Below are 24,884 nucleotides of genomic sequence, written 5' to 3'. Positions count from 1 at the left end.
ACGTAGGGTCGGTTCATTCATCCGGTCCGGTGACTACCAATGCGCGCCCTTCATCGCCCTGCCCTCGTGTGTCTGCTCGGCCTGCTGATCGTCTGCCAGGTGCAGGCGGCAGCACCTGCCGATCCGCTGCCGTCGTGGAATGCGGGGCCGTCGAAGCAGGCCATCGTGAAGTTCGTGACCGAAACGACCCGCGCGGGCTCGCCCACCTTCATCGCGCCCGAAGAACGCATCGCGGTATTCGACAACGACGGCACGCTGTGGTCGGAGCAGCCGCTGTATTTCCAGGTCTTCTTCGTGCTGGACCGGATCAAGGCGATGGCCCCGCAGCATCCCGAGTGGAAGGACAAACAGCCGTTCAAGGGCGTGATCGAGGGCGACACGAAAGCCGTAATGGCGTCCGGCGAGAAAGGTCTGCTCGAACTGCTGGCGACGACCCACACCGGCATGACCACTGACGAATTCAGCAGGATCGTTTCGGACTGGGTCAACACCGCCAGACATCCGCGCACCCAGCGCCGCTACGACGAAATGGTGTACCAGCCCATGCTGGAACTGCTCGCCTATGTGCGCGCCAACGGCTTCAAGACCTACATCGTCTCGGGCGGCGGCGTCGAGTTCATGCGGCCGTGGGCGTCGAAGGTGTACGGCATTCCGCCCGAACAGATCATCGGCTCGGCAGGGAAAGTGAAGTACGAGGTCCGCGACGGCAAACCGGTGCTGGTCAAGCTCGCCGAGGTCGACTTCATCGACGACAAGGAAGGCAAGCCCGCCAACATCAACAAGATCATCGGCCGCGTTCCTGTCTTTGCCTTCGGCAATTCCGATGGCGACAAGCAGATGCTCGAGTGGACTGCCGCCGGTGCCGGTGCGCGCTTCGCAGGCATCGTTCATCACACCGACGAGAAGCGCGAATGGGCCTACGACCGCAAGTCGCACATCGGCACGCTCGACAAGGCGTGGGACGAGGCGACGCAGAAAGGCTGGACGGTGGTGGACATGAAGAAGGAATGGAAGGTGATTTATCCGTGGGAGAAGAAGTGAGGCACCATCCTTCTTCCTGTAGGTCAGGCTTCAGCCTGACTCTTTCTGAGGCCGGCTGAAGCCGGCCTCACAGAAGAAGTCAGTGCCATGACCTCCCGCTCCGACATCGACCGCCTGCAGAAGCTGGTCGAGGCTTCGATCCTCGGCCAGCAGGAACTGATCCGCAGCATGATCATCGGCCTGCTCGCCGATGGACACCTGCTGCTCGAATCATTGCCGGGTCTCGCCAAGACGCGCGCCGTGAAGAGTCTGGCGAAAAGCCTGACGGCCGACATGCGCCGCATCCAGTTCACGCCCGACCTGCTGCCCGCCGACATCACCGGCACCGAGGTGCTGCACCAGCAGGACGGCAAGAACGTGTTCCAGTTCCAGCCCGGGCCGATCTTCGGCAACGTGATCCTCGCCGATGAAATCAATCGCGCGCCCGCCAAGGTGCAGTCCGCGCTGCTGGAGGCGATGGAGGAACGGCAGATCACCGTGGCCGGCACGACGCATCCGATGCCGGATCTGTTCATCGTGCTCGCGACCCAGAATCCGATCGAACAGGAAGGCACGTATCCGCTGCCGGAGGCGCAGACCGACCGCTTCCTGATGAAGGTGCTGATCGACTATCCGGACCCGGCGAGCGAAGTCGGCGTGCTGCAGCTCAATCGCAAGGAAGAGATCGAGAAGACGGTGCAGGCATCGAAGTCGAAGGACGCAGCCGCGGCGCCGGCGAAAGCAGACACCGTGTCACAGGATTCGATCTTCGCGGCGCGGCGCGAGATCAATGCGATCCATGTCGCTGCCGCGATCGAGCAGTACATCATCGACCTGCTCAATGCGACGCGGCATCCCGACCAGTACGGCGACAAGCTGAAGAAGTGGCTGCAGATCGGCTCCAGTCCGCGCGGCGGCATCAGCCTCGATCGCGCCTCCCGCGTCAATGCCTGGCTGGAGGGCCGCGATCACGTGACGCCGGACGATGTTCGCAGCGTGGTGCATCCCGTGCTGCGCCACCGCCTGATCCTTTCCTATGACGCGAACGCCGACGGCGTGGGCGCCGACCAGGTGATCGATGAGTTGGTGAAATCCGTTGCGGTACCTGCCTAGTGTCTCCTGCTCTTCCTGTAGGTCAGGCTTCAGCCTGACATCTTCTGGCCGGCTGAAGCCGGCCCCACAGGCAGAAAGCTCAACCCGAGGAGTGAGTCATGCGCTACATCATTGCCCTGCCCGTTCTGTCCCTGCTCGCGCTGACCGCCTGCGAACGCAAGCAGGCTGACAATGCCGCGGCAGATTCCGCCGCCGTTCCCGCGGCGAACGCCGGGTTCGACTACACCTGCACCGATGGCGTGAAGTTCAATGCCCGCATCGATCGCGGCAACGTCGTGCTCACCATCGACGGCAAAACCCTGACGCTGCCGCCGGATACCAACACCTCGGGCGCGCACTACTCCGGCGAAGGCGTGACCTTCGTCGCCAGCGGACGCGATGCCACGCTGATCCGCGACGGCGAGAACGCACGAAGCTGCAGCGCGCCCTGAGGCCGCGTGTCCAGCGTCGATGCGATCGCTCCGGATTCCATCGGCTTCGCCTACGTCGACGCCGGGTATCTCGCGCGGCTGGAGTTCGCGGCGCGCGGACTCACCTTCCTGCCGCGCCAGAAACATCGCAGCATCCTGTCCGGCCAGCACAGTTCGCGCCTGCGCGGGCGCGGACTGAACTTCGAGGAGATCCGCGCCTACCAGCAGGGCGACGATTTCCGCACCATCGACTGGCACGTGACGCTGCGCACCGGCGAGCCGCACGTGCGCGCCTACACGGAAGAGCGCGACCGGCCGACGATCTTCGTCGTCGACCAGAGCATGTCCATGTTCTTCGGTTCGCAGCGCGCGCTGAAATCGGTGGTCGCCGCGGAGATCGCGGCGCTCGGTGCGTGGATGGCCTTCAATGCCAGCGATCGCGTCGGCGCCATCGTGTTCAACGATCACGAGGTGTCGCACGTTCGTCCGCATCGCAGCCGCAGCCGGCTGCATCAGATCTTCGGCGTCATCTCGCGCTACAACCAGGCGCTGACTGCCAGCAGCGCGCCGGTCGCGGAGAAGGTCACGCTGAACAAGGCGCTGGAAGAAGTGCTGCGCATCGCCTTTCACGACTGCCTGGTGTGCGTCATCAGCGATTTCGCGCATGCGGACGAACGCACGCTGCGGCTGATGCGCGGCATCGCTGCCCACAACGACGTGATCGCCGCCATGATCTTCGATCCGCTGGCGCAGCAGCTCGCCGGCAATGGTCGCGTGGTCGTGAGTCAGGGCGAGCTGCAGATCGAACTCGATCTGGATTCAGGCACGGTGCATGAACCGCTGGTCGAACTGTTCTCCAGCCGGTTGAAGAGCGTCGCCGAACTCGTGCGGCGCAGCGCGGTGCCGATGCTGGCGTTCACGACGGCCGAGGACACGCGTGCGCAACTGGCGCGACAGCTCGGCACGCTGGTGCCGCCTTCCGCGTCGCCGGCCGCGAGGATGGCGAGATGAGCGAGCCGGTGCATGCCATTGCGGGAGATGCACTGGCTGGTCTGCAGGAATTGCCGCTGCCGCCACCGGTGTCGTATGTGCCGCAGACGATCGGGTGGGTGGTCGTTGCGGTGGTGCTGGTCGTGATCGCGGCGGTGATCGCGTGGCGCGTCGTTCGGCATCGTCGGTTGAATGCGTATCGGCGTGAGGCGCTGGCGGAGCTGGAACTGATCGAGCGCGCGGCGCTTGAAGATGCCCCCCACCCAACCTCCCCCCGCTTCGCGGAGGGAGGGGTCAGAGGTTCCGCCCCAGTTCCGGCCCCTCCCTCCGCGAAGCGGGGGGAGGTTGGGTGGGGGGCGTCTCCGATAGCCACTCTCCCCGCCCTGCTCAAACGCACGGCCATCGCCGCCACCTCGCGCGATCACGTCGCTACGCTCACCGGTGATGACTGGCTGCGTTTTCTCGACCGCACGCTCGGCGGCGACGCGTTCAGCCAGGGCAAGGGCCAGCTCCTGACGCGTCTCGCCTACGACGACGGCACGCAACTCGCGCCCGACGATCTGCGCGAACTGCTGCGCCTGTCGCGACGCTGGATCGCACACCACCATGCTGACGTTTGATTTCCCCTGGGCGTTCGCACTGCTGCCGCTGCCCCTGCTGGTGTGGTGGCTGCTGCCGCCCTTCCGCGAAACGACGCCCGCGCTGCGCGTACCGTTCTTCGAACAGACAGCGAAGACACTGAACCTGCAGCCATCCACCGGCGCCGTGATACAGAAATCCAACCTGGCGCAGAAGCTGCTGGCGCCGCTGTGCTGGGCACTGCTCGTCACCGCGCTGGCGAGTCCGCAATGGCTGCAGCCGCCGCTGGTGCGCACGCAGTCCTCGCGCGATCTGATGCTGGCCATCGACATCTCGCAATCCATGGAGGAACGCGATTTCCGCGGGCCGGATGGCAAGCCCGTCGATCGACTCACTGCAGTGAAGTCGGTAGTGCGCGACTTCATCGCGCGGCGCGAAGGCGATCGCATCGGGTTGATCGTGTTCGGCCAGGGCGCGTTCCCGCAGTCGCCGCTGACGCTCGATCACGCCACGGTGCTGCTGCTGCTCGACGAAGTGCGCATCGGCATGGCCGGACCGCAAACCTCGATCGGCGATGCCATCGGCGTGGCGGTCAAGATGACGGAGCATTCGAAGGCGCAGGACAAGGTGCTGGTGCTGCTGACCGACGGCAACGACACCGCGAGCCGCGTGCCGCCGGACGATGCGGCGCGCATCGCAGCCGAACATCGGGTCGTGATCCACACGATCGGCATCGGCAATCCGCAGGCGAGCGGCGAGAACAAGGTCGATCTCGCGGCGCTCAGGCGCTTCAGCGACGAGACGCATGGACAGACCTTCCGCGGCGAGGATCGCGCCGGACTGGAGGACATCTACGCGACGATCGACCGGATCACGCCGGTGAAAGTGCAGCGCACGCAGTACCAGCCGAAGATCGCGCTGTATTTCTGGCCGCTGGGGGCGGCGCTGGGATTGCTGGCGCTGTATCACCTGGTGGCGATGGCTGGATCATGGCTGCGCCGGCCGCCCCCTCCCCAGCCCTCCGCCTCCGACCCCTCCCTCCGCGCAGCGGGGGGAGGCCGGGTGGGGGGCCTCTCATGACCTTCCACTTCCTCCGCCCCGCGTGGCTCCTGCTTCTCCCCGCTGCACTCCTGCTGAGCTGGCTCTGGCGTCGCCGCTTCGACGCACTCGCGCAGTGGAAGGCATTGATCGACGCCCGCCTGCTGCCGCATCTGCTCATTCATCCGAAGCCACGACTCGGCCTGCGTCCGGTCGATTCCATCAGCATCGCCATGGCGCTCGGCGCTCTGGCCGCCGCAGGACCAACCTGGGAACAGGAACCGCCGCCCTTCGGCCAGGATCTCGCGCCGCTCATGATCGCGGTCGATCTCTCGCAGTCGATGAACGCCATCGATGTGGCGCCGTCGCGGCTCGAACGAACGAAACAGAAGATCCAGGACCTGCTGAAGCTGCGGGCCGGCTCGCGCACGGGGCTCATCGTGTACTCGGGAACGGCGCATCTCGTCCTGCCACCCGCGGAAGACACGGCCGTGCTGGAGCTGTACCTGCCGACGCTGCAGAGCACGCTGATGCCCAAGGCCGGCCGCGCCGCCGCCGACGCGCTCGATCTCGCGGCGACCTTGTTGGCGAAGGAGCAGACCGTCGGCACCGTGCTGTTCATCACCGATGGGTTCGACACGCAGCAGATTGATCACTTCGAGTCATTCGCATCGGGCAGCGATCACCAGGTGCTGGTGCTCACGGTCGGCACCGTCGAAGGCGGTCCGCTGCGCGATGAGCGCGGCAACATCCGTACCGACGACAGTGGCCGGCCGCTGCGTGCCGCACTCGACCAGGACAGTCTCGAAAAGCTCGCGTCCGACGCCGACCTGCCGATCGCCAGTCTCACGCTGGACGACTCGGACATCGAATGGGTGCAGCGTCGCGCGCAACATCATCTGCGCATCATCGAAGAGAAGAACGGCGCGCTGCGCTGGAAGGAGTTCGGTTACTGGCTGTGCTGGCCGATCGTGTTGCTGGCGGCGTTGTGGTTTCGGAGAGGATGGGTGGTGCGATGGGCGGCGTGAATGTTTTCGAAGAGCGCCCCCACCCTGCCCTCCCCCGGCGACCGGGGGAGGGAATCAGAGTCCCTCCCTCCGCGAAGCGGGGGGAGGTCAGGTGGGGGGCTCTTCTCTTCCTGCTATTCGCAACCCAAACCCACGCCTTCGACCTCATCGACCTCTTCGCCACCCCCGACCAGCAAGGCCGCTGGCATTTCGAACACGGCGACTACCACGCCGCCGCCGCGCACTTCCGCGATCCCACCTGGAAAGGCATTGCGCTCTATCGCGCCGGCGACTACGCCAACGCGCTCACCGAATTCTCGAAGCTCGACAACGCCACCGGTTACTTCCTGCAGGGCAATGCACAGGCGCACCTGAAGAAGTACGAAGCCGCCGTGAAGTCCTACGACAATGCGCTGCAAGCGCAACCGCAGTTCCCGCAGGCGACTGCCAACCGCGCGCTCGTCATCTCGCTGATCCCGAAGCCCGACGACGAAAGCAACGAGGAGGCTCCCGACCTGCCGCCGGACGAGGTGAAGTTCGACGAGAAGGGCAAGCATGGCAAGGAGAAGCAGATATCCGCCGAGATGATCCGCAAACAGACAGCGGATCTGTGGATGAAGAACCTGCAGGTGTCGCCTGCCGACTTCCTGCGCCAGAAATTCCTGATCGAAGCGGAGGCGCAGCAGCCATGAGGCAGTCGATCCGCACTGCCCTCACCTTCGCGCTGCTGCTCACGGCCTGCAGCAGCTTCGCCGCCGATGCGCCTGCACTGCTCGTGCGCACGCGACTGGAGCCCGCGACCGTCGCCATCAGCCAGCCGGCCACGCTGTACGTCGAAACCTACACGGAGCTGTTCTTCACCAGCGGCATCGAACTGCCCGCGCTCAACATTCCGGGCGCGATCGTCAAGCTGTCGGACGAACGCCCGTCCCACGTCAGTCGCAACGTCGGCAACGTCAGCTGGACCGGCATCGAGCACCAGTACAGCATCACACCGATCGTCGGCGCCGATCTGAACATCCCGTCGTTCGACGTGTCGGCGCACAGCGGGCCGCAGTCGCAGCTTCTGTCCGGCAAGACGCGTGCGTTGACATTGAAGGTCGATGTGCCGGCCGGCGCCGAAGGCCGGTTCGTCACTCATGATCTGCGCATCGGGCAGAGCGTCGATCGCGATCTGACGACGCTCAAGGTCGGCGACTCCTTCACTCGCAGGATCACGATCATCGCCACGGGAACGCCGGCGATGTTCATTCCGGAAACTCCCGCGCCGCAGATCGACGGACTCTCCATCTACCCGGCGCCGCCGGTGCTGGAAGATCAGACCGACGCAGCGGGACCGGTCGGACAGCGCACCGAGAGCATCACTTACCTGGTGCAGCAGCCGGGAAATTTCTCCGTGCCGGAGACGACGATCGAGTGGTGGGATCTGGACTCACGCGAACCGAAGACCGCAACCGTGCCTGCGCTCGACCTGCATGCCGACGCTGCGCCGCCGCCGACACCGGTGTTCGAGATTCCTCCGGAGCAGGTCGCACCGGCTCCGCCACGCACGTTCGACTGGCGACGTGCATCGCATGTGCTCGGCGGCAGCATCGCCGCGCTGCTGTTGCTGTACTGGCTAGCGCCGCGCGTCGTGCGCTTCACTCGCAAAGTGATCGATCGTTTCGCCGCGCGGCGCATCCGCTATCTCGATTCGGAACGCCACGCGTTCCGTGAATTGCGCCGCATCGTGCGTCGCGGGGACGTGCACGCGATTCCACAGGCGCTGTATCGCTGGCTGGATCGATTGCCTGCATCGAGCCGGCCGTCACGCGATCACGCGGCCGTTACGCAGATCGACACCCGTCTCGCTCGCGGCAGTGAAGCGCTGCTCGATCGGTGCTACGCCTTGCAGCGGGACGATGCATCTGCCGCGTTGAACGATTTCGATCACGCACTGCGGTCGGCTAGACGCCAGTTGCTGTCGCATGGTCGATCTGCGTCGCCCGTCACCAGGTGTCTGCCCGATCTCAACCCCGCCTGATGGCTCTGCGCCATCGACCGACGCGGCGTTCGTAGCGGCAATCCCCGATTGCGCGACACGAGCCTCGCCCGGAACGTACGCCGCAGGGATTTCCCGAGCGCAGCACTGGGACTTGCGCTGCCAGCCGCGTGACCGCCGTCGCAGGTTTCGTCCCGCCGGCTGCCGATCCCGCAAGTTCGCGGCGTGCGCGGCCGATGCTCCGGGAACGGAAATGCGTTCTGGATGGAGTGCGCGGACATGACCGATCGTCTTCGACTGCTGATGGCCGCCGCCGCGCTGACCGTCCCGGTGCTGGCGCTGGCGGCGACGAAGTCGGCTGATTTCAGGGTGAGCGTGCGTGTCGCGAACGTCTGCTCGATGGCGCGGACCGCCGGAGCGCAACCGGTCGCCGTGGAGTGCACGCCCGGTACGGCCTATCGCATGCACGTCGCGCCGGCGCTGACACGCAGCGATGGCGACGAACCGGCCCGCACGGTGGTCACCATTTACTATTGATACGGATATGGCGGCCGGCGCGCAGTTGCCACACTGCGCGGCAACTCGGCCGTACAGGACTCCGCAGGGGCGTCTTGCGGCACGGGATCGGAGGAATTCCCGATGCGTGTCTCGCGCTCCCCTCTCAGCCTGGCCGCCGCCGCCTGCCTGGCGCTGACCGCTCCGCCCGCCGTCGAGTCCGCAACCCGGACCGCGAATTTCATCGTCCGCGTCAACGTGGTCAGCGACTGCACGATCTCCGCGACCGCGCTCGACTTCGGCACGTTGACGCTCACGCCGGCCGGCGTCCTGGCGGCCGACATGACTTCCAGTTCGCAGATTCTCGTCACCTGCACCCCCCTGGCGCCCTACGAAATCGCACTCAATGCGGGTACCGGCAGCGGCTCGACGATCGCTGCGCGCAACATGGACAACGGCGCCGGCGCGACCGTGCCCTACCAGCTCTATACCGCAAACGACTTCGCAACCATCTGGGGCGATGGTGCAAATACGACGAGCACGGTGGGAGAAACCGGCACCGGCTCGCAACAGACGTTCACCGTGCACGGCCGTATCAACGCGCCGTTGCCTTCGCAACCGCCGGTGGGTTCGTACAGCAGCATCGTCACCGCCACGATCACCTACTGATTCAGGCCGCCTCACGTCTGATACGACACGGGAGACTTCCGAATGAGAACAACCACACTCGCCGCCGCCGCACTGCTCGCGCTGCTGACCGGCACGGCCTCGCTCGCCGCCTCGATCCAGGTACGTCCGACGACGGTGATCCTGGCGGGCAACGAAACCGCCGCGTCGGTGACGGTCACCAACACCGGCAACGCGCCGGTCACGGCGCAGCTGCGCATCTTCAACTGGAACCAGGACGGCAACGAAGACCGGCTCGATCCGACGACCGCCGTCGCGGCGAGTCCGCCGATGATGACCATCGCGCCGGGACAGAATCAGACCATCCGCCTGGTGCGTGTCGCCAAGGAGCGTGCAACGAAGGAAGAAAGCTACCGGCTGCTGGTCGACGAGATCGCCGACCGCACCGTCGATGCAGGCACCACCGGCGTGAACATCCAGCTGCGCTATTCCGTGCCGGTGTTCGTCATGCCGAAGACGCGCGCGCCGGCCCGGCTGTCCGTCACGGCGAAAGTGGCTGACGCCGGCGTCGTCATCGATGCCGTGAACCGCGGCGACGCGCACGCCCAGATCAGCAAGGTGTCGCTGACGTACGCGGATGGCACGTCGCAGGTGCTCGACCCGGGCCTCGTCGGCTACGTGCTGCCCGACAAGAGCCGCCAGTGGACGCTGCCGTTGCCTGCCTCGGGCAGCCAGGGCGCGCCGCGTTCGATCAGCGCAGTGGTGAATGGCCAGGAGATGCAGGTCCGTCTGTGACGACGCCAGTCCGGCACTGAATCCGCATTGTCGTGCGGCCGCGCGCGTGCGCACCGTTTTTACGGTCTTGCTGTGGCTGCTCGCGGGTCAGGCGCTCGCCGCCGCGGAACCCGCGCAGCCGCTGTACCTGCAGGTCGTGCTGAACCACGTCGACCGGCAGCTGATCGTGCGCGTGGAGCAGCAGGACGGCGAACTGTTCATGACCGCGGAAGAACTCGCCGCGATCGGCGTGATCACGGAAGGGCTGCCCGCGGACGCCGCGGGCCGGATCGCGCTGAAGGACATTCCCGGCGCACGCCACGAGTACGCGGCGCTCGATCAGCGGCTGTATCTCTCGCTGCCGGACGCGGTCCTGCAGCCGCAGACGGTGAGCTATCAGCGGCCGCCCGAGGCGGTCCCGCATTCGGACACGGGCCTGGTGATCGGCTATGCGTTCAACGCGCAGCGCGAACGCATCGCGCAGTCGCGGCAGGGAAACCGCTTGCTCGCGCCGCTGATCGAATCGGGCTACGCGCGCACGCCGACGTACACCGAGGCCGCGTACGGGCGTGCTTTCGAGGAGCGCAACCGCAGTCTCGCGATCGGCTCCGATCTGCGCCTGTTCTCGCCCGCCGGGCTGTTCATCAACACCGGCTATTCGACGCTGCAGGCGGGCGAAGCGGGTTACACGCGCCAGGACAGCTACTGGACCTACGCCTCGCTCGATCCGATGCGCAGCTACACGGTCGGCGACTACATCACCTCGTCGCTGAGCTGGACGCGCGCGCTGCGAATGGGCGGCGCGCGCGTGGCGCGCAATTTCTCGCTGCGGCCGGACCTCGTGACCTTTCCCGTCCCCGCGCTCGGCGGCAGCGCGGTGGTGCCCACGACAGTCGATCTCTACGTCAATGGCGTGCGGCAGTTCAGCGTCGATGCGCAGCCGGGGCCGTTCGTGATCTCGAGTCCGCCGGCGCTGACGGGCGCGGGCGAAGTGTCGCTGGTCTATCAGGACGCGCTCGGCCGCGAAGTATCGACGACGCGGCCGCTGTACATCGACGCGCGCATGCTGGAGTCCGGCCTCAGCGACTACGCGATCGAAGTGGGTTACGCACGGCAGATGTACGGCAGCCGCTCCTTCGAATACGCCGAGGATCCGGCGGGCATGATGTCGCTGCGCTACGGCGTCAACGACGCGATCACGCTCGAAGGCCACGGCGAATGGGGCAAGGGACTGGGCAACGGCGGTCTCGGCGGCCTGTTCCGCTTCGCCAGCTACGGCGTGCTCAGCGCCGCCGTGGCGTACAGCGACGGCGACAGCCAGGGCCTGCTCACCGCCGCGGGCTATCAATACATTTCGCCGCGCTGGGGATTCGAGGTCTACGATCGCCGCGCGCACGACGACTACCGCGATCTCGGCACGCTCGAAGGCATTCCCGTGCCGCGCCGGCTCACGCGCGGATCCTTCAGCCTGTGGTTTCCGCACAGCCAGGCGGTGACGCTCACCTATGCCGAGCAGCGCACGACCAGCGTCGGCGGCACGCGCATCGCCGCCATCGGCTACAACGCCAACTGGTACGGCTCGCGCATCGGCACGTATCTCAACGTCTTCAAGGATCTCGACGACGACACCAACGATGGCGTGTATTTCGGTTTCAGTTGGGCCGTCGGCGAGCGCGCCACGGTCTACGCCAGCGCCAGCCGCTACGGCGAGCAGGACACCGTGACGCTGGGCGCCAACAGTCCGACCGACTACGACCTGGGCGGATTCGGCTGGGCCGCGCACACCGAAGCGGGCAACGACGACTACCTGCGCGGCAGCGCACGCATCGACTATCGCAGCCGTTACGGCGACTGGGCGGCGCGCATCGATCATGCGGAACTCGCCGGCGGCGCCTACACCAACTCCTCACTCTACGGCACGGGCTCGATCGTCTACATGGACGGACAGTTGCTGGCCGCGCGACCGATCTACGACGGCTTCGCGCTGGTCTCCACGCGTGGCGTCGCGGACGTGCCGGTGCTGCGCGAAAACCGGCTGCTGGGTCAGACCAACGAGCGCGGCTACCTGCTCGTGCCCGACCTGCCCTCGTATCGCACCAGCCGCATCGCCATCGATCAGTTGCCGCTGCCCGTCGACGTGAGCCTCGGCACCGACCGGCTGCTCGCCAATCCGCGCGAACTCTCGGGCGTGCTGGTGGAATTTCCGCTCGGCCGTTACCAGGGCGCCGTCGCGACGCTGGTCGACGAACAGCGTCGGCCGCTGCCGGTCGGCAGCCGCGCGACGCTCGCAGCCACCGGCGAATCCTTCGTCGTGGGCTACGACGGCCAGGTGTTCCTGCCGCATCTGCAGCCGCGCAACCGGCTGGAAGTCACGACCGGCGAAGGGACGTGCGTGGCCGAGGTCGTCTTCCAGCCGGCGCAGTCGATGCATGCGATCGGCCCGTTCATCTGCGCGGAGCAGGCGCCATGAAGCGGGCGTGGCTGTGGATCGTGCTGTTGTGGCTGGCGGCGCACGGCGCGGCGTACGCGCAGTACTGCAGCGTATCGTCGTCCGGCAACATGAACTTCGGCACCATCAATCCGCCGGACGCTGCGTACACGAGCGTGATCGGCCACTTCAACATTTCCTGCGGCGGCACGACGCCCTACATCCGCGTGTGCATCTCGCTCGGTTCGCCCACGTCCGGCACCTGGGATCCGCGCTACATGTCGGGCCCGTCCGGCGCGCGCATGGCTTACAACATCTATTCGGATTACACGTTCTCGACGATCTGGGGCAGCGAGGTCAGTCCGGTCGCCGAACCCGTCGCCGTCGACATTCCGCTGCAGGACGGCGGCGGCGGCTGGGGCAACGGCCATGGGACGGTCACCTACTACGCCCGCGTTCCCAACCAGGGCGGCCTGCCGATCGGCGATTACCAGGACAACATGCAGGGCGTGAACATCGTGCGCTTCGCGGGCTACACGAACTACGCACCCGAATGCAGCGACACCATGCAGGCGGCTGGACACGTCAACTTCACCGTGATGGCGAAAGTGGCGTCGAGCTGCGTCGTGACCGCGACGACGCTCGACTTCGGCACGACAGGCAATCTCGCGACGACGGCAGTGAACGCCACCAGCACGATCCGGCTCGACTGTCCGCCGGGGGTTTCGTACAACCTCGCGCTCGACGCCGGTCGCGGCAGCGGCGCCACGGTCGCGCAGCGTCGCATGACGCACGTGCAGGATGGGACGAAGTCGCTCACCTATCGGCTGTATCGCGATTCGTCCCACACGCAGCTCTGGGGCGACGGCAGCGCCGGCACCACGACGGTCAATGGCGCACCGGGTACGTTCACGGTGCATGGCCTGCTGCCGCAGCAGAGCGTTCCCGCCACCGGCGAATACCAGGATACGGTGACGGTGACGGTGACGTACTGAACGGCAGCGGGGGCAGGATCGAGGTCTCTGTAGGTCAGGCTTCAGCCTGACTTCTGAAAAAGGGGCTGTAGGTCAGGCTTTAGCCTGACTTCTGAAAAGAGGCCGGCTGAAGCCGGCCCCACAGTAAGAGGCTCCCACCCTGAATCCTTGCCCCTCCTACGTACTGTCTGATTCGGCATCTCATTGCAGCATCGCGGTACTTCTCTCGCGCCGGAAGCCGGGCAGTGACCGCCATGCAGCATCCTTGCAGATTCCTTCCCTTCGCGGCGCTGTGGCTGGCGCTGCTGCTTGCGGGCCTCTCCGCCCGGGCCGCCGATGCCGACGACGCGCTGGAAACGCCCTGGCCCTATGAAGTGAAGGACGGCGATACCGCGATCACCGTCTACCAGCCGCAGCTCGATTCCTGGGACGGCTACAAGCTGCAGGCGCGCGCGGCGGTATCGGTGAAGGAAGGCGAAAAGGACAGCACGCTCACCTACGGCGTCATCCATGTCAGCGCGCGCACGCTGGTCGACAAGTCCGACCGCATCGTCACGCTCGATCGCTACGAGATCGTCAAAGCCGAATTCCCCAGTGCGCCGAAGCAGAGCGGCGCATGGATCAGCGACCTGAAGAACGACGCCAGCAGCAAGTCGCGCACGATCTCGCTCGACCGGCTCGAAGCGAATCTGCACATCGTGCAGACGGAACAGAGTCTGTCGCAGGCGCCGATCCGCAATACCCCGCCGCAGATCCTGTTTTCGACGCAGCCGGCGATGCTCATCTACATCGACGGCCAGCCGGCGTATCGCGACGTGCCCGGAACGAACTATCAGCGCGTCATCAACACGCGGCCGCTGCTGGTGAAGAACCGTTCCGGTCAGCACTACCTGCATGTGTTCGACGGCTGGATGACGGCGGACTCGCTGCATGGCCGCTGGTCGGTAGATCTCACGCCGCCGGTCGATCTCGAACCGCTCCGGCAGCAGGCCGTCGAATCGCGACAGGTCGATCTGCTGACCGGTCAGACCGATCCGGAACAGCCGGCGCCCTCGCTCGCCAAGGGCAATGTGCCGCAGATCTACATCGCCACCTCGGCGACCGAACTCATCGTGACCGACGGCGAACCGAAGTGGGTGCCGATTCCCGGCACTCAGTTGCTGTTCGTCGAGAACACGACCGGCCACGTCTTCAAGCTGCTCGGCGATCAGAAGACGTACGCGCTGATTTCCGGCCGCTGGTTCCGCGCCGCTGATCTGAATGGGCCGTGGGAATACGTGCCTGCCGACCTGCTCGCGCGGGATTTCGCGAAAATTCCCGACGACAGTCCGAAGGAGAACGTGAAGGCGTCGGTCGCCGGTACGCCGCAGGCGCAGGAAGCCGCGATCGCTGCGTCCATTCCGACGACGGCCGCGGTGAAGAAGAGCGAAGCGAAGATGACGCCGCCGAATTACGACGGCTCACCGCAACTGGTCGCGATCGCGGGGACATCGCTGCAATACGTCGTGAACTCTTCGACGCCCATCCTCATGGTGAGCGCCAACAGCTATTACGCGGTCGAGAACGGCGTGTGGTTCGCGTCCGCTTCGCTGCAGGGACCGTGGATCATTGCCACGTCGGTGCCGGCGGAGATCTATCGCATTCCGCCGAGTTCGCCGATGTACTACGTGACCTACGTGAAGGTGTACGACACCGACGGCGACACGGTCTACACCGGCTACGCGCCCGGCTATCACGGCGAATACGTCGATCCCGTCACGCACGTCGTCGTGTATGGAACGGGCTACTACTACGCACCGTGGATCGGCTCGTACTGTTACGGCCCGCCGGTGACGTATGGATTCGGCGTCGCGGTCCGTTACACGCCGTGGACGGGATGGACCGTCGGCTTCGGTTTCGGCTGGGCCTGGGGCGCAGCGACCGTCGCAGTCGGCTGGGGTTGGGGACCGTATCCATGGTGGGGGCCGTACGGCTGGGGCTGGTCGTGGGGTCCGCCGATGTATCCGATCTATCCCGCGCCCTACTGGGGTGGTGCAGCCTTCGGTCCGCGCGGCGGCGCTGCCGTGTGGGGTCCGGGCGGCTGGGCAGCGGCCACCGGCAACATCTATTCGCGCTGGGGACCGGTTGCCAACGTCTCGCGCTACAACGCGGGCTTCAATGCGTGGACGGGCAATGAATGGGCCGGTCGCGTCGGCATGTCGTACAACTCGAGCACGGGCGTGCTCTCGGCGGGACAGCGCGGCGCGGTCGCGAACGTCTACAGCGGCAACTACGCCGCAGGTGAACGCGGCATCGCCACGGGGCCCGGCGGACGCACGGTGATCGGTGGCCACGGCACCGCGGGCAATGCCTACACCGGTCGCGACATTTCCGGCGGCCACGCCGTCGTCTACAACCGCAACACCGGTACGGCGACAGGCATCGCCGGCATCCATGGCGACAACGCCGGCATCGTCGACATCGGCGGCAACGTCTACGCCGGCGGCGACGGCCATGTGTGGAAGCACACGGACGACGGCTGGCAGTCGATGGTCGGTGGACAGGGCGGCACGCAGTACCAGCGCCCCACTCCCACGCAGACACGCACGCTCGATCAGGACCGCTTCTCGCGCGACATGGGCGCGCAGCGTTATCAGTTCAACCGCGGCGCCAGCGGCATGATGCATCGTTCATTCGGCGGCCGGCGCCGCTAACGGAGAAACAGGCATGAATCGATCGACATTGGCAGGTACGGCCTTGTGTCTGGCGGGTTTCGCATCGGCGGGCCACGCCGATCCGCTCTGGCCGCTCGACGACAAGTTCAACGTCAGTCTCGGCGTTTTCTTTCTCGACACCGAAACGACGATGCGCCTCGACGGCGATGCCGGTCGCGTCGGTACGGAGGTCAACTTCGGACGCGAACTCGGCCTCAAATCCGGCGACCGGTTCCGCATCGATGGTTACTGGCGCTTCTTCGACCGCCACAAGCTGCGCTTCATGTACTTCGACAGCAAGGAAGGCAATACCCGCACCATCAATCGCGACATCGAATTCGGCGATACGACGTTCCCGCTCAACGTGGAGGTCAGAACCGACATCAAGGTGGAGATCTTCGAACTCGCGTACGAGTACTCATTCCTCAAGCGCGACAATCTCGAACTGTCCGGCACCATCGGCCTGCACAACCTGAGCGTGAAAGCGGGATTGCACGCCGACGCTTCGAGCAACGCGGGTCTCGGTGGCCTCGATCTGGAGGAAGCCGCTGACGGCGACGGACCCTTGCCGGTGGTGGGACTGCGCGGTCTGTGGGCGCTGAACGATCATTTCTATTTCGACGCTCAGGTGCAGTTCTTCGCCGTCAAGTTCGACAACTACGACGGCAACCTGCAGGACTACAAGCTGAGCTTCAACTGGCAGCCGTTCGAGCACTTCGGCGTGGGACTCGGCTACAACGATTTCTCCACCCGCCTCGACGTCGACGAAGAGCACTTCAACGGCAAGCTGCGCTTCAACTACGACGGCCCGCTGCTGTTCGTCACGGGTGCGTTCTGATCGCCCATCGCGAAGCGCGCGAATGGATGTGGCACGTCGGCAACGTTCGCCGGCGGCAATCCGCCATTGCCCCAACTACGGAGTGTCACGGCCGCAGCCGGCCGGCAACATCGCTGCCGTTGGTCACACCATGACTGGAGAAAAACGTGAGCCGCCATTCTTTCGCGTACGCACTTGCCGCAGCCATGTTTCTGAGCGGATGCGCCACTACGGCAAAGTCGCCCATCGATGACTCGTCGACCCACGAAGGCCTGGTAAGAGCCGAAGTCAAAGGCGTCGACGCCGTCTACAAGAAGCCGGCAGCCAATCTCTCGGCGTACGACAAGATCCTGCTGCGGCCGGTCGAGGTGGAGTTCAGCAAGAACTGGAAGCCGGAGGACGATTCCGTGCTGTACAAGATGAACAAGCCCGACCGCGAGAAGATCAGGAAGGATCTCGCGGACGCCTTCGCCGACGTGTTCAAGCAGGTGCTGCAGGAGCAAGGCGGTTACCAGCTCGTCACCGAACCGGCCAGGGATGTGCTCGAAGTGGAGGCGGCGATCGTCAATCTCTACATCAATGCGCCCGACATCTCCATGCAGACGTCCGCGCGCGTACGCACCTACACGACGGACTCGGGCGAAATGACGCTCATCTCGGAGCTGCACGACTCGGTGACGGGAACGCTGCTCGCGCGCATCTACGACCGCCGCCAGGACATGGGCGGCGGGCAGTGGCAGTGGACCGACTCGGTCACCAACAGCGCGGATGCCCGGCGCGAAATCCGTCGCTGGGCAGAGTTGCTGAAGAAAGCACTGGATTCGTCTCGGGCGGCGGGCGGCTGAGCCTTCCGCTCTCATCTGCAGGAGTAAATCAGTCATGAATCTGGGAAAGATGGTCTGGATCGCATCGGCGGCCTGCGCGCTGCTGCTGGGCAGTGCGGCCAACGCACAAAGTCGAGGGCCGGGATGGGAGTTCGGCGCCGATGTGATCTATCAGTTGAGCCAGGATGTCGACTTCAACGGCGGCTCCTCGGCGTCGCTGGATGACGATTTCGGCCTCACCTTCACGTTCGGCTATCGCTTCAGCGACAAGCTGGAGGTGCAGTTCGCCCTCGACTGGAACGACGTCGACTACGATGCGACGCTGCAGACTTACTCAAACGGCAATCCGCCCGTCCCGCTGGGCCAGATCGGCGTGAGCGGCAGCTACGAATCGTTCACTCCGCGGGCATCCATTCACTACAACTTCACCGATGGACCGATCACGCCCTACGTCAAGGCCGGCATCGGCTGGAGTTTCATCGACACCAACATTCCGGATGGACGCCCGCAGAACGTCTGCTGGTGGGATCCATGGTGGGGCTACGTCTGCGGCACGGTGCAGGACACGCGCAGCGTCGACGGCTTTCAATACGACCTCGGCGTCGGCCTGCGCTGGGATCTCGGTCCCGGATACACATTGCGCTTCGCGTACGAGAAGCACTGGCTCGATCTGAGCGAGGCGGACGGCACCCCGGACCTCGACCAGTTCAAGATCGGCATCGCCTACCGGTACTGACGAGGGTTCGCCTCCTCCCCGCGATGGCGAGGGAGGAGGCGCCTGCCCGGGACGGCGGAATCCCGGTCTGCAATCTGCGCCAATACGGTGCCTTTCTTCCCGGGCCGGCCCCTTTCCGGACGGCCTTTCGAACCCGAAAAATCTGCACTAATCGGGTTGCCTTTCGAAGTCGCAGGTGTATATTCCGGCGCTAGTTGCTTGAGTGATCAACAGAAAAATCACCGGGCAAACTTAAAGTAAATTCTCAACATTTGCGCGTTCCCGCTTGTCGTTGTTTTGACGTCACAGAGGATCCGGCAAATGGTCCACTCACTCCATTTCGCTTGGGAGTCAGTCGCGATGAGCAGCGCTTGGGAACATTTTTTCGCCGCCACGGCCATTCTGGCCTCCTCCGGCCCGATCAAGCAGCGCCTGGTCGACGCCTACAAGACGCACCTGGCCGGCATCGACCAGGACGAACTGCCCAAGGAAATACGCGAGGAATTCTGCTCGGTGACGAGTTGCATGTCGTGCGTGCGGCCGCTGCGGGGCGAGACCGCGGAACAGGCGACGGTCCGGAAGATGTCGGACATGGAGGCCGGCCGCATCGCGATGCGGATCGTGAACATGCTGGGCGCGCTGGCCCGGGCGCAGACGTTCCAGCGTCAGCCGAAGTTGCGCGCAGTCAACAGCGACGACTGAAAGCCGCTCAGTCCATCTTGAAGTCGATCACGTCCCAGCGCGCCGTATCCTCGTGGCGCGCCTGACGGCGGATGGCATCGGCGATTTCCCGCTCGTTCCATTCCACCGTTTCATCGCCCAGCGCTTCCAGCTGCACCGGCAGCTTCTGCTTCACGCCGAAGAATTCGAGCACCACGACGGGCTTGTCGAGGCCCTTGGCGCAGTTCAGGGCGAAATCGATGATCTCGCGGTATTTTGCGTACATGCCCGAGGGGACGAGAACGATCTCCGACAGGGAAATCTGCTTGCGCAGTTCATCCTTCATGGCGTCCTTGTCGGTGACCTTGAGTCCGGGATTGCTGCAGTTCTTGTAGTAGAAGTTGTGCGAGCTCTCCAGGTATTCGAAGACACGGTCGTAGTCGTCGGCCGGTTCGAACGCGTGGACGACGAAGAGCCGGACCGGGTTCCGTTGCGAAATACCGTTCAAGGTGCACCCCTGCGAATCGCGATAGCGAGAAAGCGGCCGAATCTTAATCGAGAACGGCGACCTCCCGCAGCCCGCCTCGAGGATTGAGGGTCTGGCGGACAGCTTATTTCCCGGGGGCTGCTATAGAATGCGGCGCTGCGATTCCGCGGCGCTTTCCGGCCCATTCTTCCCGCGACCCATGCGCTTCGTCCTGTACAACATCCGGTACGCCACCGGCACCGGTCCGGCGTTCCATCTGCCGATCCCCGGCGCCGGCTATCTGCGCAGCAACACGCGCGTCCTGGAGCGTCTCACCGCCTATCTGAAGTCGCTCGACCCCGACCTGGTCGGCCTGATCGAAGTCGACACCGGTTCGATCCGCACGGGGCTGGTCAATCAGGCGACGCAGATCGCCAATGCACTCGGTCATTACTCGATGTACCAGTGCAAGTACGGGGCGGAATCCTTCAATCAGTTCCTGCCCATCGTGCGCAAGCAGGGCAACGCATTTCTCGCGGCGCCGCGCGTCGAAGGCGAGCGGTTCCACTACTTCGAGACCGGCATCAAGCGGCTGATCATCGAACTGGAACTCGAAGACTGCGCCATCTTCCTGGTGCACCTGTCGCTCAAGTTCCGCCACCGTCACGATCAGCTGCGGCATCTGCACGAACTGGTGAAGCGCGCCAGCAAGCCCGTGATCGTCGCCGGCGACTTCAATACGTTCTGGGGCGATCACGAGATCTACCTGTTCATGGAAGCGTCGGGCCTGAAGAGCGCCAATCGCACCGGCCTGCCCTCCTATCCCAGCCGCAATCCGCGCAAGGAGCTGGATTTCGTGCTTTATTCCAACGGCATCGAGATCACGCACTTCGACATTCCCGACATCCGCTTCTCCGACCATCGGCCGCTGATCTGCGACTTCCAGGTGCGCCGGCCCGGCACCTGACGACCCGTCCCAACTCCATCCAGCGAGGACGCCATGCCTGACACCGCCAACTGGACTTTGACCAAGGACGAATCGGGTATCGCCTGGCTGTCGCTCGACAAGGTCGATGCGTCCGCCAACAGCCTGTCGCGCGCGGTGATGGAAGAACTCGATGCGCAACTCGACGCATTGCATGGCGCACCACCCAGGGCGCTGATCATTACGTCGGCGAAAAAGAACGGCTTCGTCGCCGGCGCCGACATCAAGGAGTTCATCGGCATCCAATCGCCGGAGGAAGCCTGCGCAATGATCCGGCAGGGCCAGCAGGTGCTGGATCGACTCGAATCCCTGCCCTGCACCACCGTCGCCGCGATCAACGGCTTTGCTCTGGGCGGCGGCCTCGAACTCGCGCTCGCGTGCAAGTACCGCGTGGTCGCCGACGATGCGTCGATCACGCTGGGATTTCCGGAAGTGATGCTGGGCGTGCATCCCGGCCTCGGCGGTACCGTTCGCGCCGTGCGGCTGGCCGGACCGATCGCCGCGATGGACCTGATGCTCACCGGCCGCACGCTCCGGCCGAAAAAGGCGCTGGAACTCGGACTCGTCGACCGGCTCGCACCGCCGGCGCAGCTTGCCCAGGTGGCGAAGGAAGTCGCGCTCAACCCTCCCGCGCAGCGCACGCCGGGCCTCAAGGATCGATTGTCGAACCTGGCGTTCGTTCGCCCCGTGATTGCCGGCCAGATGCGCGCACAGGCCGCAAAACGCGTGCGGCCCGATCACTACCCTGCGCCGTATGCGCTCATCGATCTGTGGCAGAAGCACGGCGGCAAAGGTCCGCAGGCCTACGATGCCGAAGCGCGCTCGATGGGCAGGCTGCTGTGTACGCAGACCTCGCGCAATCTCGTGCGCGTATTTTTCCTGCAGGAGCGGTTGAAGTCCGCAGGCAAGTCGGGCGTCGAGCCGGCGAAGCACGTGCACGTCGTCGGCGCGGGCGTCATGGGCGGCGACATCGCTGCCTGGTGCGCGGCGCGCGGCATGACGGTGACGCTGCAGGATCGCGAACTCAAGTACATCGCCCCGGCGCTCGAACGCGCCAAGGCGTTCTTCGACAAACGCTACCCCGATGCGACCAAGCGCGAACAGGCGATGGCGCGCCTGAAGGCGGATGTCGAAGGCAGCGGCGTTCCCGGTGCGGATGTCGTGATCGAAGCGATCTTCGAGAATCTCGAGGCCAAGCAGGAACTGTATTCGCGCCTCGAACCGCGCATGAAGCCCGACGCGGTGCTCGCGACCAATACCTCGAGCATCGTCTTGGAACAGCTCTCCGCGAAACTCGCCGATCCCGCACGACTGATCGGCCTGCACTTCTTCAATCCGGTGGCGCGCATGCCGCTGGTGGAAGTCATTCGCGCACGAACGAGCGATGCGGCCGTCGTGCAGCGTGGTTCGGCCTTCGCACGCCAGATCGACAAGCTCGCCATCACCTGCATGAGTTCGCCGGGATTTCTGGTGAACCGCGTGCTGATGCCGTACCTGAGCGAAGCAATCCGCGCCGCTGAGGAAGGCATTCCGCTGGCGCTGATCGATCGCGCCGCCGAAGACTTCGGCATGCCGATGGGTCCGATCGAACTGGCGGATGTGGTCGGCCTCGACGTCGTCATGAGCGTCGGCAAGGTATTTTTCCAGTCCGGACAGATGGCCGTGCCGGGCGTTCTGCAGACGCGCTTCGATCAGAAGCAGTTCGGCAAGAAGACCGGACAAGGCTTCTATACGTGGGTCGACGACAAGCCGCAGAAACCGGCGGTGTCGGGCCAGCGGGCGCCTGCGGATCTGCAGGATCGCCTGTTGCTGTCGCTGGTGAACGAGGCGGTTGCCGTGCTGCGCGAGAAGGTCGTGGAAGATGCGGATCTCGTCGATGCCGGCGTCATCTTCGGTGCGGGCTTCGCTCCCTTTCGCGGCGGCCCGCTGCAATATGCGCGCGAGCGCGGCGTCGATGCAGTCGTGACGCGCCTGCGCGAACTGCAGCAGGTGCACGGCGCACGGTTCGCACCGGATCCGGGATGGGATGCCGTACGTTGATCGGCAGTACGCCGCAATCCGCAACGCCCGGAATTCGCGGGAAAAACCGTGTGTTACCATGCCGCGGCCCGCGTTTTCCGCGGCGCGCCCTACCCGTCGATGCAGGTGATTGAAGTAGCCCAATGGAGAGCAAACCGCTCGAACTCAGCTTGTTGCGGTCTTTCTCGCCGCTGGATGGCCTAAAAACCGAGAACCTGCACTCGTTGTCGCGCAAGGCCGTTCTGCGCGAACTGCCGGCCGGCCGCCTGCTCTTCAAGGAAGGCGACACCGACAAGCGCACCTACTACCTCGTCAGCGGCGTTCTGGAACTGATGCAGAACGGCCGCACGGTGCTGATGCTGCGTGGCGGCTCGCCCGAAGCGCGCAATCCCATCGCCGCGTCGCTGCCGCGTCGCTACAGCGCGCGTGTCGTCTCCGAACGCATCGAGTACCTCTCCATCGACAGCGACATGCTCGACGTCATGCTGACGTGGGACCAGACCGGCAGCTACGAAGTCAACGAACTCAAACATCAGGAAGACGGCTCCGACAGCGACGACTGGATGACCACGCTGTTGCAGACCAAGGCACTGCACCGCATTCCGCCCGCCAACATCCAGGCGATCTTCATGCGCATGCAGCGCATGGACTACAAGGCGGGCGAAACCGTGATCCGCCAGGGCGATGAAGGCGACTATTTCTACGTGATCGTGAAAGGCACCTGTTCCGTGGTGCGCGAAACCCCGCTCAACAAGACGGGTATCAAGCTGGCCGAACTCGGCATGGGCGATACGTTCGGCGAGGAAGCCCTGATCTCCGACGCCAAGCGCAACGCCAACGTCACCATGATCAGCGACGGCACGCTGATGCGACTGGGCAAGGAGGATTTCCGCACGCTGCTCAACGAGCCGATGCTGCAATGGGTCGATTACGAACAGGCGAAAGCCCAGGTGGCACGCGGCGCGAAGTGGCTCGACGTGCGGCTGCCGAGCGAATTCGAGAACTACCATTTCGAGGGTGCGATCAACCTGCCGCTGTACTTCATCCGCCTCAAACTGAAATCGCTGGATCGCGACACGCACTACATCGTGTGCTGCGATACCGGCCGCCGCAGCTCGGCAGGCGCCTACATTCTTTCAGAACGGGGATTCCACGCCTCGGTGCTCCGGGGCGGGTTGCAGGCGACGGATCTGGCGGGAAAGAAGTAACGCGTCTCTGCCCTCCCGGGCTGGATATCTGTATCCAATCGGATACGATTCCCCTTCGTGAATACGCTCATCAGGACCGATGAATTCGCTGCATGGCTCGCGGCGCTACGCGATGTGCGCAGCAAGGCCCGCATCCTTGCAAGGCTGGAATCCGCGGTTCTGGGCAATTTTGGCGATTGCGAACCCGTCGGCCAGGGCGTCAGCGAGATGCGCATTCATACAGGGCCGGGATACCGGGTGTATTTCATGCGAGAGGCCCTCGTCGTGTACGTGCTGCTGGTTGGCGGGAACAAGTCCAGCCAGAAGCGCGACATCAAACGCGCTATTCAGATGGCGCGGGAACTGAGGAAATGATCCATGAGCAAACCGAAGGCAAAAGTCAGGACCAGCAAGACCGTTCGCCTTGCGCCGTTCGACGCATCCGAATTCCTCGATAGCGAGGAGGTCATTGCCGAATATCTCTCGGCGGCGCTCGAAGATCCGAATCCGGATGTATTTCTGCGTGCGGTTGCCAACGTCGCCAAGGCGCGCGGCGTCGCCGACATAGCGAAGGTATCCGGTCTCGGACGCGAAAGTCTTTATAAGGCGCTCGCACCTGGAGCGAAGCCACGCTATGAAACAGTTCGCAAGGTATTGGATTCGCTCGGCGTCAAGCTCACCGTAGCGGCGGCGTAACGACGCTCCAGACGTAGGGTCCGGTTCTACATGGTGTGCGTGGGCTTATCCCCGCCCAACGCACCCGCGAGATAACTCTCGATCTTGCGCTGCGTGTTGCCGCGATCCTGTTCGCTGAACTGCACGCCGATGCCGGCGGTGCGCTTGCCCTGCGCACCCTTCGGCGTCATCCAGATCACGCGGCCGGCGACGGGCAGCTTTTCGTCTTCGCCCATCAGGTTCAGCAGCATGAAAACTTCGTCGCCCAGGCGATAGTTGCTGTTCGTGGGGATGAACAGGCCGCCATTCTTCACGAACGGCATATAGGCCAGATACAAGGCGCTTTTGTCCTTGATCGTCAGGGTCAACAACCCGGGCTTGCTGGTTGGCTGCCGCATCACCATCCG

General features: G+C 64.7%; 26 protein-coding genes. 24 read left to right on the top strand and 2 right to left on the bottom strand.

Going from position 1 to position 24,884, the window contains the following annotated elements; genetic code table 11:
- Positions 1–39: 39 nt before the first annotated feature.
- From V7D81_RS02105 to V7D81_RS02015, 19 genes are all read left to right on the top strand, one after another.
- Positions 40–1,041 (top strand): HAD family hydrolase, encoded by a 1,002-nt coding sequence (locus V7D81_RS02105; RefSeq protein ID WP_324314143.1) that lies wholly within the window; start codon positions 40–42, stop codon positions 1,039–1,041.
- Between the two features lie 87 nt (positions 1,042–1,128).
- A complete protein-coding gene (locus tag V7D81_RS02100; protein WP_324314142.1) occupies positions 1,129–2,133 on the top strand; it encodes an AAA family ATPase in 1,005 nt (334 codons plus the stop codon).
- A 98-nt stretch (positions 2,134–2,231) separates the two neighbouring features.
- Positions 2,232–2,564 carry an MliC family protein gene (locus V7D81_RS02095; protein ID WP_324314141.1) on the top strand — a complete coding sequence of 111 codons (333 nt, stop codon included), beginning with the start codon at positions 2,232–2,234 and terminating at the stop codon, positions 2,562–2,564.
- 6 nt (positions 2,565–2,570) lie between these two features.
- On the top strand, positions 2,571–3,554 hold the full coding sequence (locus tag V7D81_RS02090; protein ID WP_324314140.1) for a DUF58 domain-containing protein: 984 nt from the start codon (positions 2,571–2,573) through the stop codon (positions 3,552–3,554).
- On the top strand, positions 3,551–4,153 hold the full coding sequence (locus V7D81_RS02085; protein ID WP_324314138.1) for a DUF4381 domain-containing protein: 603 nt from the start codon (positions 3,551–3,553) through the stop codon (positions 4,151–4,153). The genes V7D81_RS02090 and V7D81_RS02085 overlap by 4 nt, the downstream gene beginning before the upstream one ends.
- Positions 4,140–5,192, top strand: coding sequence for a vWA domain-containing protein (locus V7D81_RS02080; RefSeq protein WP_324314137.1), 1,053 nt, complete (start codon positions 4,140–4,142; stop codon positions 5,190–5,192). The genes V7D81_RS02085 and V7D81_RS02080 overlap by 14 nt, the downstream gene beginning before the upstream one ends.
- The gene (locus V7D81_RS02075; RefSeq protein WP_324314136.1) at positions 5,189–6,178 is read left to right on the top strand and encodes a VWA domain-containing protein; all 990 of its coding nucleotides are present in this window, start codon (positions 5,189–5,191) and stop codon (positions 6,176–6,178) included. The genes V7D81_RS02080 and V7D81_RS02075 overlap by 4 nt, the downstream gene beginning before the upstream one ends.
- Positions 6,166–6,849, top strand: coding sequence for a hypothetical protein (locus V7D81_RS02070; protein WP_324314135.1), 684 nt, complete (start codon positions 6,166–6,168; stop codon positions 6,847–6,849). The genes V7D81_RS02075 and V7D81_RS02070 overlap by 13 nt, the downstream gene beginning before the upstream one ends.
- Positions 6,846–8,180 (top strand): hypothetical protein, encoded by a 1,335-nt coding sequence (locus V7D81_RS02065; protein WP_324314134.1) that lies wholly within the window; start codon positions 6,846–6,848, stop codon positions 8,178–8,180. The genes V7D81_RS02070 and V7D81_RS02065 overlap by 4 nt, the downstream gene beginning before the upstream one ends.
- A 237-nt stretch (positions 8,181–8,417) precedes the next feature.
- Complete coding sequence (locus V7D81_RS02060; protein WP_324314133.1) at positions 8,418–8,675, top strand: hypothetical protein; 258 nt, start codon at positions 8,418–8,420, stop codon at positions 8,673–8,675.
- A gap of 102 nt (positions 8,676–8,777) precedes the next feature.
- Positions 8,778–9,302 (top strand): Csu type fimbrial protein, encoded by a 525-nt coding sequence (locus tag V7D81_RS02055; protein WP_324314131.1) that lies wholly within the window; start codon positions 8,778–8,780, stop codon positions 9,300–9,302.
- A 42-nt stretch (positions 9,303–9,344) separates the two neighbouring features.
- On the top strand, positions 9,345–10,055 hold the full coding sequence (locus V7D81_RS02050; RefSeq protein ID WP_324314130.1) for a fimbrial biogenesis chaperone: 711 nt from the start codon (positions 9,345–9,347) through the stop codon (positions 10,053–10,055).
- Between the two features lie 46 nt (positions 10,056–10,101).
- Entirely contained in the window at positions 10,102–12,504 is a 2,403-nt protein-coding gene (locus V7D81_RS02045) for a fimbria/pilus outer membrane usher protein (RefSeq protein ID WP_324314128.1), read from the top strand.
- Positions 12,501–13,457 carry a Csu type fimbrial protein gene (locus V7D81_RS02040; protein WP_324314127.1) on the top strand — a complete coding sequence of 319 codons (957 nt, stop codon included), beginning with the start codon at positions 12,501–12,503 and terminating at the stop codon, positions 13,455–13,457. Before V7D81_RS02045 ends, V7D81_RS02040 begins: the two co-directional genes overlap by 4 nt.
- A 233-nt stretch (positions 13,458–13,690) precedes the next feature.
- A complete protein-coding gene (locus V7D81_RS02035) occupies positions 13,691–16,129 on the top strand; it encodes a hypothetical protein (protein WP_324314126.1) in 2,439 nt (812 codons plus the stop codon).
- A gap of 13 nt (positions 16,130–16,142) precedes the next feature.
- Positions 16,143–16,967, top strand: coding sequence for a hypothetical protein (locus V7D81_RS02030; protein WP_324314124.1), 825 nt, complete (start codon positions 16,143–16,145; stop codon positions 16,965–16,967).
- A gap of 146 nt (positions 16,968–17,113) precedes the next feature.
- Positions 17,114–17,791: a DUF3313 family protein gene (locus V7D81_RS02025; protein ID WP_324314123.1), complete on the top strand. Its 678-nt coding sequence runs from the start codon at positions 17,114–17,116 to the stop codon at positions 17,789–17,791.
- A gap of 34 nt (positions 17,792–17,825) precedes the next feature.
- Positions 17,826–18,506, top strand: coding sequence for a porin family protein (locus tag V7D81_RS02020; protein WP_324314121.1), 681 nt, complete (start codon positions 17,826–17,828; stop codon positions 18,504–18,506).
- Between the two features lie 339 nt (positions 18,507–18,845).
- Positions 18,846–19,187, top strand: coding sequence for a hypothetical protein (locus V7D81_RS02015; RefSeq protein ID WP_324314120.1), 342 nt, complete (start codon positions 18,846–18,848; stop codon positions 19,185–19,187).
- Between the two features lie 7 nt (positions 19,188–19,194).
- On the opposite strand, the gene V7D81_RS02010 is transcribed toward V7D81_RS02015, so the two are convergent.
- On the bottom strand, positions 19,195–19,653 hold the full coding sequence (locus V7D81_RS02010; protein WP_324314119.1) for a hypothetical protein: 459 nt from the start codon (positions 19,651–19,653) through the stop codon (positions 19,195–19,197).
- Positions 19,654–19,831: 178 nt separating this feature from the next.
- Here V7D81_RS02010 and V7D81_RS02005 point away from each other — a divergent pair, with 178 nt between their 5' ends.
- From V7D81_RS02005 to V7D81_RS01985, 5 genes are all read left to right on the top strand, one after another.
- Positions 19,832–20,578, top strand: coding sequence for an endonuclease/exonuclease/phosphatase family protein (locus V7D81_RS02005; protein ID WP_324314118.1), 747 nt, complete (start codon positions 19,832–19,834; stop codon positions 20,576–20,578).
- A 33-nt stretch (positions 20,579–20,611) separates the two neighbouring features.
- The gene (locus V7D81_RS02000) at positions 20,612–22,636 is read left to right on the top strand and encodes a 3-hydroxyacyl-CoA dehydrogenase NAD-binding domain-containing protein (RefSeq protein ID WP_324314116.1); all 2,025 of its coding nucleotides are present in this window, start codon (positions 20,612–20,614) and stop codon (positions 22,634–22,636) included.
- 122 nt (positions 22,637–22,758) lie between these two features.
- On the top strand, positions 22,759–23,823 hold the full coding sequence (locus V7D81_RS01995) for a cyclic nucleotide-binding domain-containing protein (RefSeq protein ID WP_324314115.1): 1,065 nt from the start codon (positions 22,759–22,761) through the stop codon (positions 23,821–23,823).
- 57 nt (positions 23,824–23,880) lie between these two features.
- Positions 23,881–24,177, top strand: a complete 297-nt coding sequence (locus V7D81_RS01990) for a type II toxin-antitoxin system RelE/ParE family toxin (protein WP_324314113.1) — start codon at positions 23,881–23,883, stop codon at positions 24,175–24,177.
- A 3-nt stretch (positions 24,178–24,180) separates the two neighbouring features.
- Positions 24,181–24,498, top strand: a complete 318-nt coding sequence (locus tag V7D81_RS01985; RefSeq protein ID WP_324314111.1) for an addiction module antidote protein — start codon at positions 24,181–24,183, stop codon at positions 24,496–24,498.
- 26 nt (positions 24,499–24,524) lie between these two features.
- Here V7D81_RS01985 and V7D81_RS01980 read toward each other — a convergent pair whose 3' ends face one another.
- A complete protein-coding gene (locus V7D81_RS01980) occupies positions 24,525–24,875 on the bottom strand; it encodes a PilZ domain-containing protein (protein ID WP_324314109.1) in 351 nt (116 codons plus the stop codon).
- Positions 24,876–24,884 lie beyond the last annotated feature (9 nt).

The sequence above is a fragment of the Povalibacter sp. genome (genome assembly GCF_036735925.1).
Taxonomy (GTDB): domain Bacteria; phylum Pseudomonadota; class Gammaproteobacteria; order Steroidobacterales; family Steroidobacteraceae; genus Steroidobacter.
Note: the sequence above shows the minus strand (reverse complement) of the source record. Positions and strands in the feature narration are given on the sequence as shown.

Coding starts and splice junctions, on each gene's coding strand:
- V7D81_RS02050 (WP_324314130.1), top strand. CDS start 9,345: ATGAGAACAACCACACTCGCCGCCGCCGCACTGCTCGCGCTGCTGACC.
- V7D81_RS02005 (WP_324314118.1), top strand. CDS start 19,832: ATGCGCTTCGTCCTGTACAACATCCGGTACGCCACCGGCACCGGTCCG.
- V7D81_RS02085 (WP_324314138.1), top strand. CDS start 3,551: ATGAGCGAGCCGGTGCATGCCATTGCGGGAGATGCACTGGCTGGTCTG.
- V7D81_RS02020 (WP_324314121.1), top strand. CDS start 17,826: ATGAATCTGGGAAAGATGGTCTGGATCGCATCGGCGGCCTGCGCGCTG.
- V7D81_RS02055 (WP_324314131.1), top strand. CDS start 8,778: ATGCGTGTCTCGCGCTCCCCTCTCAGCCTGGCCGCCGCCGCCTGCCTG.
- V7D81_RS02035 (WP_324314126.1), top strand. CDS start 13,691: ATGCAGCATCCTTGCAGATTCCTTCCCTTCGCGGCGCTGTGGCTGGCG.
- V7D81_RS02095 (WP_324314141.1), top strand. CDS start 2,232: ATGCGCTACATCATTGCCCTGCCCGTTCTGTCCCTGCTCGCGCTGACC.
- V7D81_RS02040 (WP_324314127.1), top strand. CDS start 12,501: ATGAAGCGGGCGTGGCTGTGGATCGTGCTGTTGTGGCTGGCGGCGCAC.
- V7D81_RS01995 (WP_324314115.1), top strand. CDS start 22,759: ATGGAGAGCAAACCGCTCGAACTCAGCTTGTTGCGGTCTTTCTCGCCG.
- V7D81_RS02100 (WP_324314142.1), top strand. CDS start 1,129: ATGACCTCCCGCTCCGACATCGACCGCCTGCAGAAGCTGGTCGAGGCT.
- V7D81_RS01980 (WP_324314109.1), bottom strand. CDS start 24,875: ATGCGGCAGCCAACCAGCAAGCCCGGGTTGTTGACCCTGACGATCAAG.
- V7D81_RS01985 (WP_324314111.1), top strand. CDS start 24,181: ATGAGCAAACCGAAGGCAAAAGTCAGGACCAGCAAGACCGTTCGCCTT.
- V7D81_RS02075 (WP_324314136.1), top strand. CDS start 5,189: ATGACCTTCCACTTCCTCCGCCCCGCGTGGCTCCTGCTTCTCCCCGCT.
- V7D81_RS02060 (WP_324314133.1), top strand. CDS start 8,418: ATGACCGATCGTCTTCGACTGCTGATGGCCGCCGCCGCGCTGACCGTC.
- V7D81_RS02030 (WP_324314124.1), top strand. CDS start 16,143: ATGAATCGATCGACATTGGCAGGTACGGCCTTGTGTCTGGCGGGTTTC.
- V7D81_RS02065 (WP_324314134.1), top strand. CDS start 6,846: ATGAGGCAGTCGATCCGCACTGCCCTCACCTTCGCGCTGCTGCTCACG.
- V7D81_RS02105 (WP_324314143.1), top strand. CDS start 40: ATGCGCGCCCTTCATCGCCCTGCCCTCGTGTGTCTGCTCGGCCTGCTG.
- V7D81_RS02000 (WP_324314116.1), top strand. CDS start 20,612: ATGCCTGACACCGCCAACTGGACTTTGACCAAGGACGAATCGGGTATC.
- V7D81_RS02070 (WP_324314135.1), top strand. CDS start 6,166: ATGGGCGGCGTGAATGTTTTCGAAGAGCGCCCCCACCCTGCCCTCCCC.
- V7D81_RS02080 (WP_324314137.1), top strand. CDS start 4,140: ATGCTGACGTTTGATTTCCCCTGGGCGTTCGCACTGCTGCCGCTGCCC.
- V7D81_RS02015 (WP_324314120.1), top strand. CDS start 18,846: ATGAGCAGCGCTTGGGAACATTTTTTCGCCGCCACGGCCATTCTGGCC.